Here is a 14,788-nt window from a genome sequence, read left to right on the forward strand (position 1 = left end):
TCGTGTGCGCAGTCCTGCGCACACGGCAAGACCGGGGTTGGGCGTCCTGCCCAACCCGCCCGAGGCATGCCTCGGGCCCATGCGGCTCACGCCCCCGCAACCGGACCCACCCCGCCTTCGACAGTTTTCCGCGATCTGTCGGAGCGGATCCAACTTCAGATGAATTTCGATATCTGACAGATGTGTCGACCAAGGTCGACACCTACCAACAGCCGCCGGAATCTGTCAGAGGCGGGGCGGTGTCGGAGTGCGGGGTGTCAGCCGCATGGATGCGGCTGCCAAGCCTTATCTGATCGGAATCTGGCAGCGTAGGCGTCGAGAGCCGGCGTGGGCCGCCGTGCGAGCCTAGATCTCGACGATCCGTAACCAGGATCGCGACGATCGCCATGTAGCTTGGCGCCCACGCCGGAATCTCCCTTGATCCGCCCGAACAGTTGCTGGAGCGACCACTCGAAGCGATAAGACTGGGCAAGCGGGGGAGCTCTCGACCCTTCCAGACTATACGGAGTCAGGTGATGAACGGGATCGGGATTGATGTCAGCAAGCGTCAGCTGGATATCGGTACGACGGACGGAGAAACCCTGCAGGTCAGCAACAACCGCTCCGGGTTTTCTGAGCTGGATGTTTGGCTGAAGAAGCGTCCGACCCGCCAGATCGTGCTTGAAGCCACGGGTGGCTATGAGCAGCCGGTGCTGGATTTCCTGCACAAGGCCGGTCATCCGGTGGCCCGTGCCAATGCCTTGCGCGCCCGGAAACTGGCTCAGGGGTTGGGTCAGATTGCCAAAACCGACCGTTTGGATGCCTACGCGTTGGCGCAGATGGCCGCCCTGGTGAAGCTGCCTCCCTATCAGCCGCTGCAGTCTTGGCAGCAGAAGATGCGGGAGTTCGTTCGGGCACGTCGGCAGGCGATGGACGCCCTGACCATCGCGCGGCAGCAGCAGGAAATGGTGCTTGATCGTGAACTGCGCCGACTACTGCAGGGCAACATCACCCGCCTACAAACGTTGGTTGAGCGTCTGGGCAAGCAGATCGTCGAGCAGGTTGGTCAGCAGCCTCAACTGAAGATGCTGAAGTCGATGAAGGGCGTAGGGCCTGTGCTGCAGGCAGTTCTAGCCAGCTATCTGCCAGAGCTTGGCAGGATCACTGGCAAGCGCATCGCCAGCCTGGTCGGGGTAGCCCCGATGTCCCACGACAGCGGCACGATGAGAGGAAAACGAAGCATCCACGGTGGAAGAGCCGAAATCCGGCAAGTGCTCTACATGGCGGCAATGTCGGCCATGCGGCATGAACCTCGGCTGCGCGATTTTTACCAGTCGCTACGAGCCCGCGGCAAGGAAGGCAAGGTGGCCATCGTGGCAGTGATGCGGAAGATGCTGGTCATCCTCAACGCCCGTGTGCGCGACGCTGAAAGCGGGCTAGTCCCCGTCTGAGGCGAGCCAGGGCGAAAGACCAAAGGCTGCCGGCCAGCGGCCGGCACTACCGTGCCCGTTTACCTGACGGGCCTGAGACTCTCCAGCAACACAGTTGCTACACGGACGTACTTGCGGCGTCCCCGCACTCCGACACCGCCCCGCCAACCCACGGATAGCTCGCTGTTGCTGTTGCCGTTGCTTCGGCTTGAAGCAGGTGCAGGGCTGCAAGCCCTGCCGAACAACCCCCTACCTACGCGGCAGGTAGGTAACCAGTGACAGGTCGTGCCGACTCTCCGGCACCAGCGCCACGTACTGCAGGTCCAGCAACCCCCGCGTTGGGTGGTTCAGCTTCTTCGCACCTTCGTCGAACCGGCGCACGTCGTGCTCCGGCCACCACTGGCGGAACTCCTCGCTGTGCGCAGCGATGTCCTCGGCCAGCGCCAGGAACGGGGCCTTGTCCGGCGCCTGCGCCATCGCCGCGCGGAAGCCGGCCAGCAGCCCGCGGGTCATTTCTTCCCAGTTGAGGATCAGCGTGCGGTACGGCGGGTACAGGAACATCAGCCGCAGCGTGTTGCGCTCATGTGACGCCAGCTGGCTGTAGTCCACGAACAGCTCGGCGATGGCCGGGTTCCACGCCAGGATGTCGTAACGGGTATTGCGCACGTAAGCCGGGATCGGCTGCATCGCTTCGACCAGCTGGCGCAGGCCATCGGTCACCGTTTCGTCGGGAGATTCCAGTGGCACGCCGTAGCCGGACAGCGCGAACGCATAGGCGCGTTCGTCGTCGCTCATGCGCAGCACCTGCGCCAGCCGCTCCAGCACCTCGGGCGAGGCGCGCACTTCACGGCCCTGCTCGATCCAGGTGTACCAGCTGACGCTGACCCCGATCGCCAGTGCGACTTCCTCGCGCTTCAGGCCCGGAGTACGCCGGCGTCCGGCCGGGAGGCCGAGCGTGGCGGGGTCGACACGGGCGCGGCAGGCCTTGAGGAAGCCGCCGAGTTCCTTGCGTTCACTTTCGCTGCGCATCATCGGCCCGTCCTACCCTTTGTAGCGTCGAGCCATGCTCGACGCGTCCGCCAGCTCGCGAAAAACAGCCGAGCATGGCTCGGCTCTACACAAAAACGGTTCAACCACCCTCGGCGTTGCGCGCGAGGGTGACGATCTCCGCGCAGGCACGTCGATCAGGCATCGACGCGCTTGGAGCCCACGGCCAGGCCGGCCTTCAGGCTGGCTTCGACGAATTCGTCGAGGTCGCCGTCCAGCACCTTCTGCGTATCCGAACGCTCGATGCCAGTACGCAGGTCCTTGATACGGCTCTGGTCGAGCACGTAGTTACGGATCTGGCTGCCCCAGCCGATGTCGGACTTGGTGGCTTCCACGGCGTCCTTCTCGGCGTTGCGCTTCTGGATCTCCAGCTCGTACAGCTTGGCGGCCAGCATCTTCATCGCGTTGTCGCGGTTCTGGTGCTGGCTACGGCCGGTCTGGCAGGCCACGACGATATTGGTCGGGATGTGGGTGATTCGCACCGCCGACTCGGTCTTGTTCACGTGCTGGCCACCGGCACCGGACGAACGGTACACGTCGGTACGCAGGTCGGCCGGGTTGATGGTGATGTCGATGTTGTCATCGATCTCCGGCGACACGAACACCGAGGTGAAGCTGGTGTGGCGGCGGTTGTCCGAGTCGAACGGCGACTTGCGCACCAGGCGGTGCACGCCGGTCTCGGTCTTCAGCCAGCCGTAGGCATAGTCGCCTTCCACGCGCAGCGTAGCCGACTTGATGCCGGCGACGTCGCCACCGGAGACTTCCATCAGCTCGGTCTTCCAGCCGCGCGATTCACACCAGCGCAGGTACATGCGCAGCAGGATCTCGGCCCAGTCCTGGGCTTCGGTGCCACCGGCACCGGCCTGGATGTCGACGAACGCGGCAGCATTGTCCATCTCGCCGGAGAACATGCGCTGGAACTCCAGCTTCTCGACGTGCGACTGGTGCTTGTCCAGGTCGGCGACCACGGCCAGCGCGGTGTCCTCGTCCTGCTCGGACTCGGCCAGCTCAAGCAGTTCGGTGGCATCAGCCAGGCCGTCCAGCACCGAGGCGATGCCGCCCACGGTCTTTTCCAGGCTGGAACGCTCACGGCCCAGGTTCTGGGCGTATTCGGCGTTGTTCCAGACGTCGGGGCTTTCCAGCTCCCGCGTTACTTCTTCAAGACGCTCTTTCTTGGCGTCGTAGTCAAAGATACCCCCGAAGCGACAGCACGCGATCGGTCAGATCGGTGATGCGCTGGCGGACAGGATTCAGTTCGATCATGTCGGCGGTTATGCATTCAAAAGATGACTGGTAATGATACCGCAGGCCGGGGATGCCCGGAATGAGGGCCTCACCCTGCCCCCAGCGCCTGCCGCAGCAGCGGCAGCTGGCGCCGGCTGCAGGGCACCTTCGCCCCGTCGGCCATGTGCAGCAGGGCCTCGCCCCCGTCCAGCGGCTCGATCGAGCGCAGCTGGCCCCGATGGATCAGCCAGCTGCGGTGCGGACGCAGGAACTCGCCCGGGTCCAGCCGCTGTTCCAGTACCGCCATGGTGATCCGCAGCGGGTAGTCGTGGCCGCGTACCCGCAGGTTCACGTAGTTCCCCGCCGCCTGGGCGTACTCCACGTCGGCGGTGGCGACCAGGAACTCCTTGCCCAGCTTGCGCACCAGGAAGTGCTGGGGGCGCTCGACCGGCTCCACCGGCGGGCCGACATCGGGCTCGGCCAGCAGGTGCGCTTCACCCTGCCGCTGGCGGCCGAACCAGGCCACGGCGTGCACGGCAATCACCAGCAGGCTGTAGGTCTGCACGTCCTTGAAGAACTCGTAGAACCACTGCGCCGGCCAGGCGCCATAGGTGTAGTGCTGGCCAATCAGGGCGAAGGCCAGCTTGCGCATCAGCACCATGGCACTGACATGCAACAGCCACCAGGCAACGCCACCCAGCACGTAGAAGCCGATCCGGCGCCGCCAGGTATCTGCATGCAACGGCCAGCGACGAGCGGCGGCGTGCAGAAGCGCCAACAGGCCCAGGCTGGCCAGCGCACTGCTGAACTCCTCGATCGAGACAGTCCCTGCGGAAAAGGGCTGCGCGTCGCGCAATGCCCGCATCCACTGCGCCAGCACATTGCCTGCGGCGGTGCCCAGGAACAGCAACGACCAGAATGCGACGGCAAGCCCGGGGCGACGCGTTCGTTCTGCAACTGGGGCGGTCAGCGCCGCCGAATCTCCATTCTCCATGCCTCCATTGTTGCCCATCCGGCTCCATGCGCATCAGCCATTGGTCCCAGCCACCCCACCACTGGCCCCTGAACGTCCGCCATCGCGCCCCATCCACTGGCATCCGGGCCTTGGCTGGCAGAGCGTGCAGCTTCCTCCCGAAGCCCGCCGCTCATGCACCGTCGCCACGACTTGGACACCCTGCGCATCGCCGCCTTCGCCCTGCTGATCCTCTACCACGCCGCCATGGCCTACGTGGCCGGCTGGGACTTTCACCTCAAGAGCACCTACACCTCCGAATGGCTGCAGTGGCCGATGATCGCGCTGAATCGATGGCGCATGCCGCTGCTGTTCGCCATCAGCGGTATCGCGCTGGGCCTGTCCCTGCCCGACCGGGGCCGGTTGCAGCACACCCTCCGCCGTAGCTGGCGCCTGCTGCTGCCCCTGGTCTTCGGTATCGTCGCGGTGGTGTCCCTGCAGGCCTACTGCGAGGCCTTGGACAAGGGTGACGTGGCACCGGGGCTGGGCCATTTCCTATGGCGCTACTGGCAGTTCCGGCCGTGGCCGGGCGCGCACTTCAGTGGTGCCGCCTACGGCTTCACCTGGAATCATCTCTGGTACCTGGCCTACCTTCTGCCCTACACGGTGCTGGCGGTCGTGCTGGCCAGCCTGCTCCGACCATTGCGCAGGGCGCTGCCGCGCTGGCAACCCGGTGATCGCCTGCTGGGCACCCTGCTGCTGGCGCTGCCGGTAGCCTGGCTGGCATGGTCCCTGCTGGTACTGATGCCGCGTTGGCCACCCACCCATGCCCTGCTGGACGACGTGTATGTGCATGCCGAGTCGCTGCCGCTGTTCCTCGGCGGCTTCCTGGCGGCGCGCTGGCAGCGCGGCTGGGATCTGCTGGTGCGCGGGCGCCGCGTGACCCTGGCCCTGGCGGTGCTGGGGCTCTGCCTGGAGCTGGGCATCCGCGCACTGGCCCGCCTGCCCCATGTGGGCGATCTGGATGCATGGGTGCTGGCACTGCCGTGGGCCCAGACCGAACGCGTCGGCCGCGCGTTGTATACGTGGTGCATGCTGCTGACCCTGTTCGGCTGGGCGCGCGTGTTGCTGGTCCGTCCCTGGCACGGTCTGAACTACTGCCGCGAAGCCGTGTTCAGTTGGTACATCCTGCATCAGACTGTGCTGATCGTTCTGCTGTACGCGCTGCGCCCGCTGCAGCTGGGCCCGTGGCTGGAACCTGTACTACTGGTGGCTGGCACGATAAGCGGCTGCCTGCTGATCCACGAACTGCTGATCCGACGCTCGCGTTGGCTGCGGCCGCTGTTCGGCCTCCGTGCCGATCCGCCAGCGTCGCCGATTGCACGCGCCGCAACGGCGCGCTGAGTTCGGTGCCGTTGTAAAGCCGAGCCCGCGCTCGGCTGCTTCTGCCGTGAGCCGAGCATGGGCTCGGCTCCACCTTGAGGCAGTCGAGCAAGCCCGACTCTACAAAAGCCCGCGATCGATCATTTCACCTCGAACTCGCCCACAAGCACGGTTTCAGCGCGATCCTTCAATCGCATCGTCACCATCTGGTCCTTCTGCTTCGGCGTGCCCCAGTGCGTGGTCAGCCGCAGCATCAGGGTCGTCGCACCGGTCACCAGCTGCTGGCGGCTGCCGAAGTAGTTGGCCTCCACCTTGTACTTGCCCGGCTTGGCGTTGCGCAGCGAGAACTGCTCGGGACCATAGCCACCAGTGAAGTCCTGCGACATCTGCCCACCCTGATAGGTCAGGCGGTTGCCGTAGTACGCGCGCTCGCCGTTCGGGTCGGTCACCCAGAGGTCCATGTCGCTGTTGTCGGCATCCCACGACAACACCACGCGCAGGTCCAGCGGCATCGCCTGCAGCAAGCGCGGGTCGATGCGGCGGGTATCCAGCCGTGTCGTGCTGCGTGCCACCAGGTTGGTCAACTCGTCCAATGCGATCAGGGCGATGCCGTCGAAGCGGTTGTCCCACGGCCGCACCACCACCTGGTACAGCGGCGCCAACGCCTGCTGCGGCTTGCCCGCAGCCGCCAGTGCCAGGCCCAGATCGCGGAAGCTCTGCGGTTCTTCCTGGCCCATCGCCAGCACCTGCTCGAACACCGGCACCGCCAGTGCCGGGGCATCGGCCTGCATCAGCCGGTAGCCGAGCACACGCAACAGGTGGCGGTTGTCCAGGTCCATCTCGGCCAGGTTCGACAGCACGCGCAATGCCAGTTCGCGCTGGCCCTGCTCCAGCAGCAGGTCGGCCACGTCGAGGAAGAACGCACTGCTGTCGGCGTGTGCATCGCGCTCGGCCAGGTAGCGGTCATACAGTTGCGACGCCGGGCCCTGGCGCAGCCGCCGGGCGATGGCCGAGTCCGGCTGCCAGGCCGCCAGCTGGATGCCGAGCTCGCCCTCGTTGGCGGCAGCGGGCGCAGCGACACGACCACCAGTGACCGTGATTGAATCCAGGGCCTTGTTCGATGCGGACGCTGAGCGACGTGCACGCGCGCTGCTGGCTTCCATGCGCTGCTCGGCAGCTGCGGCCATCGGTGCCGGCGCGGGCGGTGCCGCGGGGGCCGGCGCAGCGAGCATCGCCACCGGCGCCGAGTCCATCGCGTAGTCCGCGGATGCAACTTCCAGCGCCCCGCCTTTCAACTGTGGAGGCGCTCCCTTCGGCCAGCTGCGGTTCCACCACTGCTGGCGCTCCTTCCAGCGTGCGGCAACCTGGTCCAGGCGCTGGCGATCGGCGGCGGCGCGATCGCTCACCTGCCGTGCGAAGCGGGCATCGTACTCGGCGCGCAGTTTGCCGGACGGGCGGATCGCGTAGCGCAGGTAGTCCTCCAGGGTTTCCAGCACGATCAGCGAGGTGTCCGGTCCGACCAGGCCGAACTGCTGCGACAGCAGTTGCATTGCCTCGCGGTTGCCTCGGCGGTCGGCGCCGAGTTGCTGCAGACGGGCCTGCGCCCACAAGCCGGCCAGCAGCTCACCGTCGTCACTCTTCTGCGTTGCCGGCAGCGCCTGCCATTCACCGCCGCCCACGCGCACCCGCATCGGCACGCCGTCCGCCGCAAGGCGGGCATGCAGCCATAGCCAGCCTTCGGCCTCGCTGCGACGATCGATCACAACATCCTGTACGCCACGGCCCGCATCGACCTGCACGTCCAACGGCGACGACAGCAGTTCGCGAGCGGCCGCATCAACATCCTTGCCCAGCGCGACGAAGCGTCCGCCATGGGCTTCGCTCCAGCCGCGCAGGCGCACTGCATCGGTTCGCGCGCCAGCACTGCTGACCGCGAACAGGCGCTGCTCCGGTGCGAGTGCTGGCAATGCTTCCGGTCCATAGGTCAACAGTCCATCGCTGACCAGCAGGTATTCCTTCACGTTCGGCTGCGGCTGCCACTGCGCCAGGGCGCTGGCACCGTCCGGGCGTACGGCCTGGAGTGCTGCACGCAGCTCGCTCCAGTTGCCCGCACGGACACGGAAGCGACGCACCGGTTCGGCGCGGTCGCGCAGCACGGTCAACGCCACGGTGCCGTCACCCAGCGCTGCGAAATAGCGATCCAGCAAGGCGAACTCACGTGTGCGGTCGCGCTGGCCCGCCGAACCGGAGCCATCCCACAGCAGGCCGATCTCGCTGGGCAACGTGCGGGGCGTGCTGCTGGGCGACACCGGCAGCTGCGCCAACAGGTAGTGCCCGTCCTGCCAGGGCGCCACTTGGACCTGCGCCTGACGTGCTGCGGGCAGGCTCCACTGCAGCTGCTTCGGCAACTGCGCGCCCTTTCCCTGCCAGTGCAGCTGGCCCGCGCTGATGCGGAATGGCGCCGTACCCGCGGCGGTCGCGCCGGGGGCCTGCAGCTTCAGTTCAACCGAGGCTGCACCGGCGGCGAACTGCAGCGGCAGCGTCCACTGCCAGCCCTGGCCAGCGAAGGCCAGCGGTTCGCGAATCACCAGCTGCACGCGCCGGTTGCCGCCGGCCGGCAGCGGATAGATACGCAGGCGGAACTGGTTGCCGGCGGTCTGTTCCAGCAGGCCCGGGTCGACACCGCGGCGGGCGATTTCCTCGAATACCTGGCGGCCACGGTCCTTGGGCACCGGCACGGCGTCACGCAGTTCACCGTTGATGTCCAGCGCGAAGCCCGTGATCTGCTGGCCATCGGCCAGCGGGAACTGCAGCTCGCCCTCCAGCACGCGTCGGTTCGGGTTGTGGAATTCGAGGGTGATCCTGGTCTGGGCGATGCCGGCATGGACCTCGCCTTCGATGCGGGCACGCTGCAGCTGCACCGGCTGTTCGGCGGCGGGCGCGATCAACAGCGGGGTGGTGGCTTGCGGCCTGGCAATACGTGGCGACTGAGCGCCGACAGGCCCAGCCGCGAGGGCCAGCAACAACACAGCGCAGCAACGGACGAAGACCATGACAGGGCTCCAGAGGGATCGTGGACGTTTGAACGCACGGACAGCCGGAATGGGGTTGGACCGTGCTCGGCTTTTCTTTGCCCCCATCCACAGGCACCATGCCCCACGCTCCCACACGCGCAAGGATGCCGATGCGATTGCCCCTGCTGGCCACTCTGTTGGCACTGGCCTGCCCCCTGACGGCCCTTGCTGCGGCTCCGGCCAAGAGTCTGTATTTCCAGCACCACGACTGGGTCGTGGCCTGTGACAACACCTTGACCTGCCGCGCCGCCGGCTACGCCACCGACGATGGCAGCACCCTGAGTGTGCTGCTCACCCGCAAGGGCGGCCCGGATCAGGCCATCCAGGGCCGCCTGACGCTGCAGCCGGAAGAAGGCCAGACCCAGCCCAAGGGCGCGCTGCATCTGCGCATCCAGCGCCAGGACCTGGGCGTACTGGCTCCCGTGAAGGGCGAAGGCACGCACAGCTTGAATGCCGCGCAGACCAGCGCACTGTTGTCCGCACTGGTACGCGATGGAGGGATCAGCGTGACCGATGACGCTGGCCATCGCTGGCCGCTGTCGGACAAGGGTGCCGCAGCGGTACTGCTGAAGATCGATGAGTACCAGGGCCGCCTCGGCACGCCCGGCGCCGTGATGCGCAGGGGCAGCACGCCTGAGTCCGGCGTTCCCGCCGCACTGCCGGTGCCGGTTGTGCGCAAGGCCGCAACCCTGGACTCAACTCCGGATGATCCCACGTTTGCTCGGCTGGCCGCCTCACCCGCCCTGCGCGCAGCACTGCGTGCCACGCTGGAGGACGACAGCTGCGAAGGCCTGCAGGAAACTGATGCCGACGTTCCGCTCAGCAACTCCCCACTGCAGGTCCAGCGCCTGGACGCGCAGCATGTGCTGGTCAAGGTCCCGTGTTGGCGCGGGGCCTACAACATCGGCGATGGCTATTGGGTCGCGCGCCCGCAGGCGCCGTTCCAGGCGCAATGGGTGACCAGCGATGCGATCGACTACGCCGACGGCCAGATCATTGCCGCGCAGAAGGGCCGCGGCCTCGCTGACTGCATTTCGCACGCAGCCTGGACGTGGGACGGGACGAACTTCATCGCGACGTCCGAGGTGGCACCGGGTCTATGCCGGGGCGTACCCGGTGGCACCTGGGAACTGCCGATGCTGGTCAGCGAGGTCCGCTGACGCCACAGAAAAAGGGGACGGAGGGGATTAAGTCGCAAGTGGCAAACAAGGCACAAGCGACTTAATCCCCTCCGTCCCCTTATTCTCATGCAGGCAGGCAGTGCTCGACGATCAGTTGGATGGCGCTGCCGCCGCGATAGTCGTCGCAGGCCAGTCGATAGGCCAGATGCACATGACGGCCGGGTGCGTTGCCGTGCCAGCCGCCGAAATGGATCGCATTGATCGTGCCAGGCACGCCCGGCAGGCGCAGTTCCAGCTTCAGGTGGCGCTCCTTCAGTACGCGCCAGTTGGCCACTTCGAAGTGGCCATCGAACAGCGGTTCGGGGAAGCCCTGACCCCACGGTCCGGCCAACCGCAGGGCATCGGCGTGGCGATGATCCAGCTCATCTGCGGCCAGTTCGCCATCGCTCAGCACCTGCTGCTGCAGTGCCGCCGGGTCGAGCATTTCCAGCACCACGGCGACGAAGGCGGCCTTGAAGTCATCGACGTGATCCAGCCGCAGGCTGAGGCCGGCCGCCATGGCGTGACCACCGAAACGTTCGATCAGACCCGGATGCCGCGCATCGACCAGCGCCAGTGCGTCACGGATGTGCAGGCCGGGAATCGAGCGCGCCGAGCCACGCAGCGTGTCGGCACCGGGTTCTGCAGGCGCGAAGGCGATCACCGGGCGATGCAGGCGATCCTTCATCTTCGACGCGACCAGGCCGACCACGCCCGGGTGCCAATCGGCGTCAAACAGGCAGGCCGCCACCGGTCGCTGGCCTGCCATGTCCAGCACCACGCGGGTCAACGCCTGCTCGGCGTCGTCAGTCATCGACTGCTGCACGGCGCGCCGTTCCGAATTGATCTGCTCCAGCGTCTGCGCGATCTCGCGCGCCTGGCGCGGGTCTTCGGTCAGCAGCAGCGCGATGCCCAGCGCCATGTCCTCCAGCCGGCCCGCCGCGTTCAGGCGCGGGCCGAGTGCGAAGCCGATGTCGGTGGCAGTCAGTCGCGCGGCGTCACGGCCGCTGGCTTCGATCAGCGCACGCAGGCCGACACAGCCCTGCCCTGCGCGTAGACGGCGTAGGCCCGCACTGACCAGCGCACGGTTGTTCGGATCCAGTGCCACCAGGTCGGCAACGGTGCCGACCGCCACCAGGTCCAGCAGCGTGGTCAGGTCCGGCCCCTTGCCATCGGCAAAGACGCCGGCCTCGCGCATCTGCCGGCGCAGCGCCATCAGCACGTAGAAGATCACGCCGACACCGGCCAACGACTTGCTGGGGAAGGCATCGCCATCCAGATTTGGATCAACGATGACATCGGCCGGCGGCAGCTGCGGGCCGGGAAGATGATGGTCGGTGACCAGCACCTGCCAGCCACGCGCCTTGGCCTCAGTCACACCCGCATGGCAGGCAATGCCGTGGTCGACCGTGACCAGTAGGTCCGGCTGCAGCTCGGCCAGCTCCTCCACCAGCGACGGCGACAGGCCGTAGCCGTGCACCATGCGGTTCGGCACCGCGTGGAAGACATGCCGTGCGCCAAGCATGCGCAGACCGCGTACGCCGACCGCACAGGCGGTGGCGCCATCGCAGTCGAAATCGCCGACCACCAGGATGCGCTTGTCGTTGGCGATGGCTTCGACCAGCAGGCTCACTGCATCGTCGATGCCGGTCAGCAGCTCGGGCGCATGCAGGCTGCCCAGCTTCGGCAGCGCCAGTTCGGGTGTGCCTGCACCACGACTGGCGTAAAGCCGCGCCAGCAGCGGCAGCGTGCCCTCCGGCCAGTTGGCGGGCGCAACCGCATCGCGGCGGCGGATCGTCGGCGTATCAGAGGAGGGCTGCACGGCATCGGCGGCAAGGGACATCGGCATCGCCGGTTACGGAAGACCCGCACATCATAGCGTGCGACCTCCGCCCCGGTCGGCTGCCTCTGCGGACGCAGGTCTCTGACTCTTGACAGAGCAGTTGGTTTTCGCGGGCGCATCTTCCATGCTTGCCTGCCCTGCAACGGACATCTTCCAATGCTTCGCACTCTGCAGACCGCGCTGTTGGCGCTCGTCGTGGCCCCGGCCGCTTACGCCGCCACACCTGAGCCCAAGGCGGGGGTCGAATTCGAGCACAACGACTGGTCGCTGGCCTGTGACAACACCCGCACCTGCCGCGCGGCTGGATACAGCCCGCAAGCTGCAGGTAACCTGCTCAGTCTGATGCTGGAACGCGCAGGTGGTCCGGGCACGAAGGTGTTCGCACGGCTGCGCAATGGCGAGGACGGTGTAAGCCCAACGCCAACCGGAGCGCTGCGCCTGCGCCTGAACGGCAAGCACCTGGGCCCGGTGCGCGACACGGGCGACGGGGACAAAGAGTTGTTGCAGCAGGCACAGACCGATGCACTGGTCGCCGCACTGCCCCGCCAGGCACGCATCGAGATCATCGACGGCAAGGGCAAGGTCTGGCCGATCTCCGACAGCGGTGCAGCGGCCGTACTGCTGAAGATGGACGAGGCACAGGGCCGGCTGGGCACGCCGGGTGCGCTGGTGCGACGCGGCCACAAGGCCGAAGCGAACGTGCCTGCGGCATTGCCGGTGCCGGTGATCATGCGCGGCACGCTGGTGGAACCGCGCGCCGCGGACGCGGCGCTGGCGAAAGCACCGGGCCTGCGCAAGGCGTTGATCGGCAGCTTGCCGAAGCCGGATGTGTGCGGTCGCCTGAGCGATGGGGGGAAAGATGAGATCGAGATCCAGCGACTGGACGCCCAGCATGTGCTGGCAAGCACCAGCTGCTTCGTGGGGCCCTACAACATGAGCAACGGCTACTGGGTGGTGCGAGACAAATCGCCGTACCAGGCGACCTTTGTCACCGACCTGGCCGAAGATTTTGACCGCGATGACGCTACGTTGCGAGGCCGTTTCCGGGGCCGCGGTGTCGGCGATTGCATCTCCGCAAATGACTGGGTCTGGGACGGCGAGCGCTTCGTGAAGAGCAGCGATTTCACGACGGGCCAGTGTCGCAATATGCTCGGCGGGCACTGGACGCTGCCGACGGTGGTCAGCGAGGTTCGTTGATGCCGGCAGGGCTTCGCCCGTTACCTGCGCTAGTGCCGGCCGCTGGCCGGCAACCCCGGCAAACGTCCAGGGTCAGAGCCGTTTTCCGATGGAGAACGGATCCGATCCCGCTCAATCGTGAAGCTGCCGCGGCTTTTTCCAGAACTGCCAGCGCTGGCCACGATCCAGCTGGAACTGCAGGCCATCCTCGAAATCCAGCACCAGCCGCTGCAGCTCGCCACGTTTCAGCGCGGCCAGCAGCGGACGGATCGCATCATTGCCGAGCTGCTGCAAAGAGCGCAGCTGGCGCAGGTCGACCAGTGCATCCACCGCCTGCTCGCCATCCACGGCCACGCCCGCCGCCAGAGCCAGGCCCTGCAGCAGGGCATCACGACTGCGCACCTGCGCATGCGCCGTGCTGACCGACACTGGCATCACGCCACCGCCCCAGAACCACAGCGAATTGATCGGCTGTTGTCCCTGCGCGGCGCGCTGCTGGTTCCAGGAATGGTTGTGCAGCAGCACCTGCGCTTCGGTCATGAGCGCCCGCCAGCGGCGGCCACCCTCGCCTTCCGGCAGGTGCGAGAACAGGTCATCGCCCAGCACCTCGTCCGGACTGTCGAAGTCCGGCAGGGCCAGGTCGATCGGAAGCCGCAGGTACCAGCGCGAGGGATCGGGCGCGTCGAGCACGAACCCGGCATCGGCGAACAACGGCTGCAGCACCGGCAGCAGGGCCAGGCTGTCGGCCAGCGTCGGCCGCAGTGTTTCGCCATAGGCCATCATCCGCGCACCGTGCATGTCCGGCACCATGCAGGCCGGATCGGCACGCAGCCAGCACGCGCCGGCAGCATCGCCGACGTCACGCTGGCGGGTCAACGCGGCCACCGGCCAGTGCGGCGCGGCAACCGTGAAGTGGCGCGTCAGCTGCGCGCGTTCGCCCGGCGCGACCTGCACCGCCGTGGCGCGGCCGAGCGCACGCGCCACATCGTCAGGCAGCGCAGCCGCGGCAAAGCGGCTGCGCGCCGGCAACAGCAGGGTCGCCGTTGCCACTGGGTCAGTCCACGTAGCTGACGCTGACGATCTCGTACTCGCGCTGGCCGGCCGGGGCGTCGATCACGATCGAATCGCCTTCCAGCTTGCCGATCATCGCGCGCGCCACCGGCGAGGAAATCGCGATCAGGCCCAGCTTGATGTCCGCTTCCAGGTCACCGACGATCTGGTACTTCTTCTCTTCGTCGGTTTCCACGTCGGCCAGAGTCACGCTGGCGCCGAACACCACCTTGGAGCCGGCATTGAGCTTGCTCACGTCGATGATCTCGGCGTGCGACAGCTCGCCTTCCAGCTGCTTGATGCGGCCTTCGATGAAGCCCTGCTCCTCGCGCGCGGCGTGGTACTCGGCGTTCTCCTTCAGGTCGCCATGCTCACGCGCTTCGGCGATGGCAGCGATCACCTTCGGGCGCTTGACCGACTTCAGGTGATCCAGTTCGTCGCGCAGCTTCTGCGCGCCCTTCATCGTGATG

11 protein-coding genes are annotated in these 14,788 nt (G+C 66.8%); 4 read left to right on the forward strand and 7 right to left on the reverse strand.

Going from position 1 to position 14,788, the window contains the following annotated elements; genetic code table 11:
• The first annotated feature begins 515 nt into the window (after window positions 1-515).
• Complete coding sequence (locus V3B48_RS02840; RefSeq protein ID WP_329893127.1) at window positions 516-1,430, forward strand: IS110 family transposase; 915 nt, start codon at window positions 516-518, stop codon at window positions 1,428-1,430.
• A 228-nt stretch (window positions 1,431-1,658) separates the two neighbouring features.
• On the opposite strand, the gene V3B48_RS02845 is transcribed toward V3B48_RS02840, so the two are convergent.
• From V3B48_RS02845 to V3B48_RS02855, 3 genes are all read right to left on the reverse strand, one after another.
• Window positions 1,659-2,441 (reverse strand): helix-turn-helix transcriptional regulator, encoded by a 783-nt coding sequence (locus V3B48_RS02845; RefSeq protein WP_279913504.1) that lies wholly within the window; start codon window positions 2,439-2,441, stop codon window positions 1,659-1,661.
• Between the two features lie 152 nt (window positions 2,442-2,593).
• Window positions 2,594-3,719, reverse strand: a protein-coding gene (gene prfB, locus V3B48_RS02850) for a peptide chain release factor 2 (protein WP_097048047.1) whose coding sequence is annotated in 2 segments (ribosomal slippage) — window positions 2,594-3,643 and window positions 3,645-3,719 — 1,125 coding nt in all. Because the reading frame shifts where the segments join, the coding sequence is not laid out codon by codon here.
• Between the two features lie 70 nt (window positions 3,720-3,789).
• Window positions 3,790-4,692 carry a LytTR family DNA-binding domain-containing protein gene (locus tag V3B48_RS02855; RefSeq protein WP_201119039.1) on the reverse strand — a complete coding sequence of 301 codons (903 nt, stop codon included), beginning with the start codon at window positions 4,690-4,692 and terminating at the stop codon, window positions 3,790-3,792.
• Between the two features lie 135 nt (window positions 4,693-4,827).
• On the opposite strand from V3B48_RS02855, the gene V3B48_RS02860 reads away from it, so the two are divergent.
• On the forward strand, window positions 4,828-6,036 hold the full coding sequence (locus V3B48_RS02860; protein ID WP_329893128.1) for an acyltransferase family protein: 1,209 nt from the start codon (window positions 4,828-4,830) through the stop codon (window positions 6,034-6,036).
• Between the two features lie 119 nt (window positions 6,037-6,155).
• On the opposite strand, the gene V3B48_RS02865 is transcribed toward V3B48_RS02860, so the two are convergent.
• Entirely contained in the window at window positions 6,156-9,068 is a 2,913-nt protein-coding gene (locus V3B48_RS02865) for a VIT domain-containing protein (RefSeq protein WP_329893129.1), read from the reverse strand.
• 131 nt (window positions 9,069-9,199) lie between these two features.
• Between V3B48_RS02865 and V3B48_RS02870 the strand changes: the two genes are divergently transcribed.
• Complete coding sequence (locus V3B48_RS02870) at window positions 9,200-10,249, forward strand: DUF1176 domain-containing protein (RefSeq protein ID WP_121503182.1); 1,050 nt, start codon at window positions 9,200-9,202, stop codon at window positions 10,247-10,249.
• Between the two features lie 85 nt (window positions 10,250-10,334).
• On the opposite strand, the gene recJ is transcribed toward V3B48_RS02870, so the two are convergent.
• A complete protein-coding gene (recJ, locus tag V3B48_RS02875) occupies window positions 10,335-12,092 on the reverse strand; it encodes a single-stranded-DNA-specific exonuclease RecJ (RefSeq protein ID WP_329893130.1) in 1,758 nt (585 codons plus the stop codon).
• 156 nt (window positions 12,093-12,248) lie between these two features.
• Between recJ and V3B48_RS02880 the strand changes: the two genes are divergently transcribed.
• Window positions 12,249-13,289, forward strand: a complete 1,041-nt coding sequence (locus tag V3B48_RS02880) for a DUF1176 domain-containing protein (protein WP_180860498.1) — start codon at window positions 12,249-12,251, stop codon at window positions 13,287-13,289.
• A gap of 111 nt (window positions 13,290-13,400) precedes the next feature.
• Here V3B48_RS02880 and V3B48_RS02885 read toward each other — a convergent pair whose 3' ends face one another.
• Window positions 13,401-14,318: a phosphoglycerate mutase gene (locus V3B48_RS02885; RefSeq protein WP_121503180.1), complete on the reverse strand. Its 918-nt coding sequence runs from the start codon at window positions 14,316-14,318 to the stop codon at window positions 13,401-13,403.
• A gap of 4 nt (window positions 14,319-14,322) precedes the next feature.
• Window positions 14,323-14,787 carry a transcription elongation factor GreA gene (greA, locus tag V3B48_RS02890; RefSeq protein WP_026347191.1) on the reverse strand — a complete coding sequence of 155 codons (465 nt, stop codon included), beginning with the start codon at window positions 14,785-14,787 and terminating at the stop codon, window positions 14,323-14,325.
• Between the last annotated feature and the right edge of the window lies 1 nt (window position 14,788).

The organism is Stenotrophomonas sp. SMYL20 (assembly GCF_036320045.1).
GTDB lineage: Bacteria > Pseudomonadota > Gammaproteobacteria > Xanthomonadales > Xanthomonadaceae > Stenotrophomonas > Stenotrophomonas maltophilia_A.

What these genes read in the sequence shown, in the direction of transcription:
- V3B48_RS02840 (WP_329893127.1), top strand. Translation starts at nt 516, where the DNA reads ATGAACGGGATCGGGATTGATGTCAGCAAGCGTCAGCTGGATATCGGT.
- V3B48_RS02845 (WP_279913504.1), bottom strand. Translation starts at nt 2,441, where the DNA reads ATGATGCGCAGCGAAAGTGAACGCAAGGAACTCGGCGGCTTCCTCAAG.
- V3B48_RS02855 (WP_201119039.1), bottom strand. Translation starts at nt 4,692, where the DNA reads ATGGGCAACAATGGAGGCATGGAGAATGGAGATTCGGCGGCGCTGACC.
- V3B48_RS02860 (WP_329893128.1), top strand. Translation starts at nt 4,828, where the DNA reads ATGCACCGTCGCCACGACTTGGACACCCTGCGCATCGCCGCCTTCGCC.
- V3B48_RS02865 (WP_329893129.1), bottom strand. Translation starts at nt 9,068, where the DNA reads ATGGTCTTCGTCCGTTGCTGCGCTGTGTTGTTGCTGGCCCTCGCGGCT.
- V3B48_RS02870 (WP_121503182.1), top strand. Translation starts at nt 9,200, where the DNA reads ATGCGATTGCCCCTGCTGGCCACTCTGTTGGCACTGGCCTGCCCCCTG.
- recJ (WP_329893130.1), bottom strand. Translation starts at nt 12,092, where the DNA reads ATGTCCCTTGCCGCCGATGCCGTGCAGCCCTCCTCTGATACGCCGACG.
- V3B48_RS02880 (WP_180860498.1), top strand. Translation starts at nt 12,249, where the DNA reads ATGCTTCGCACTCTGCAGACCGCGCTGTTGGCGCTCGTCGTGGCCCCG.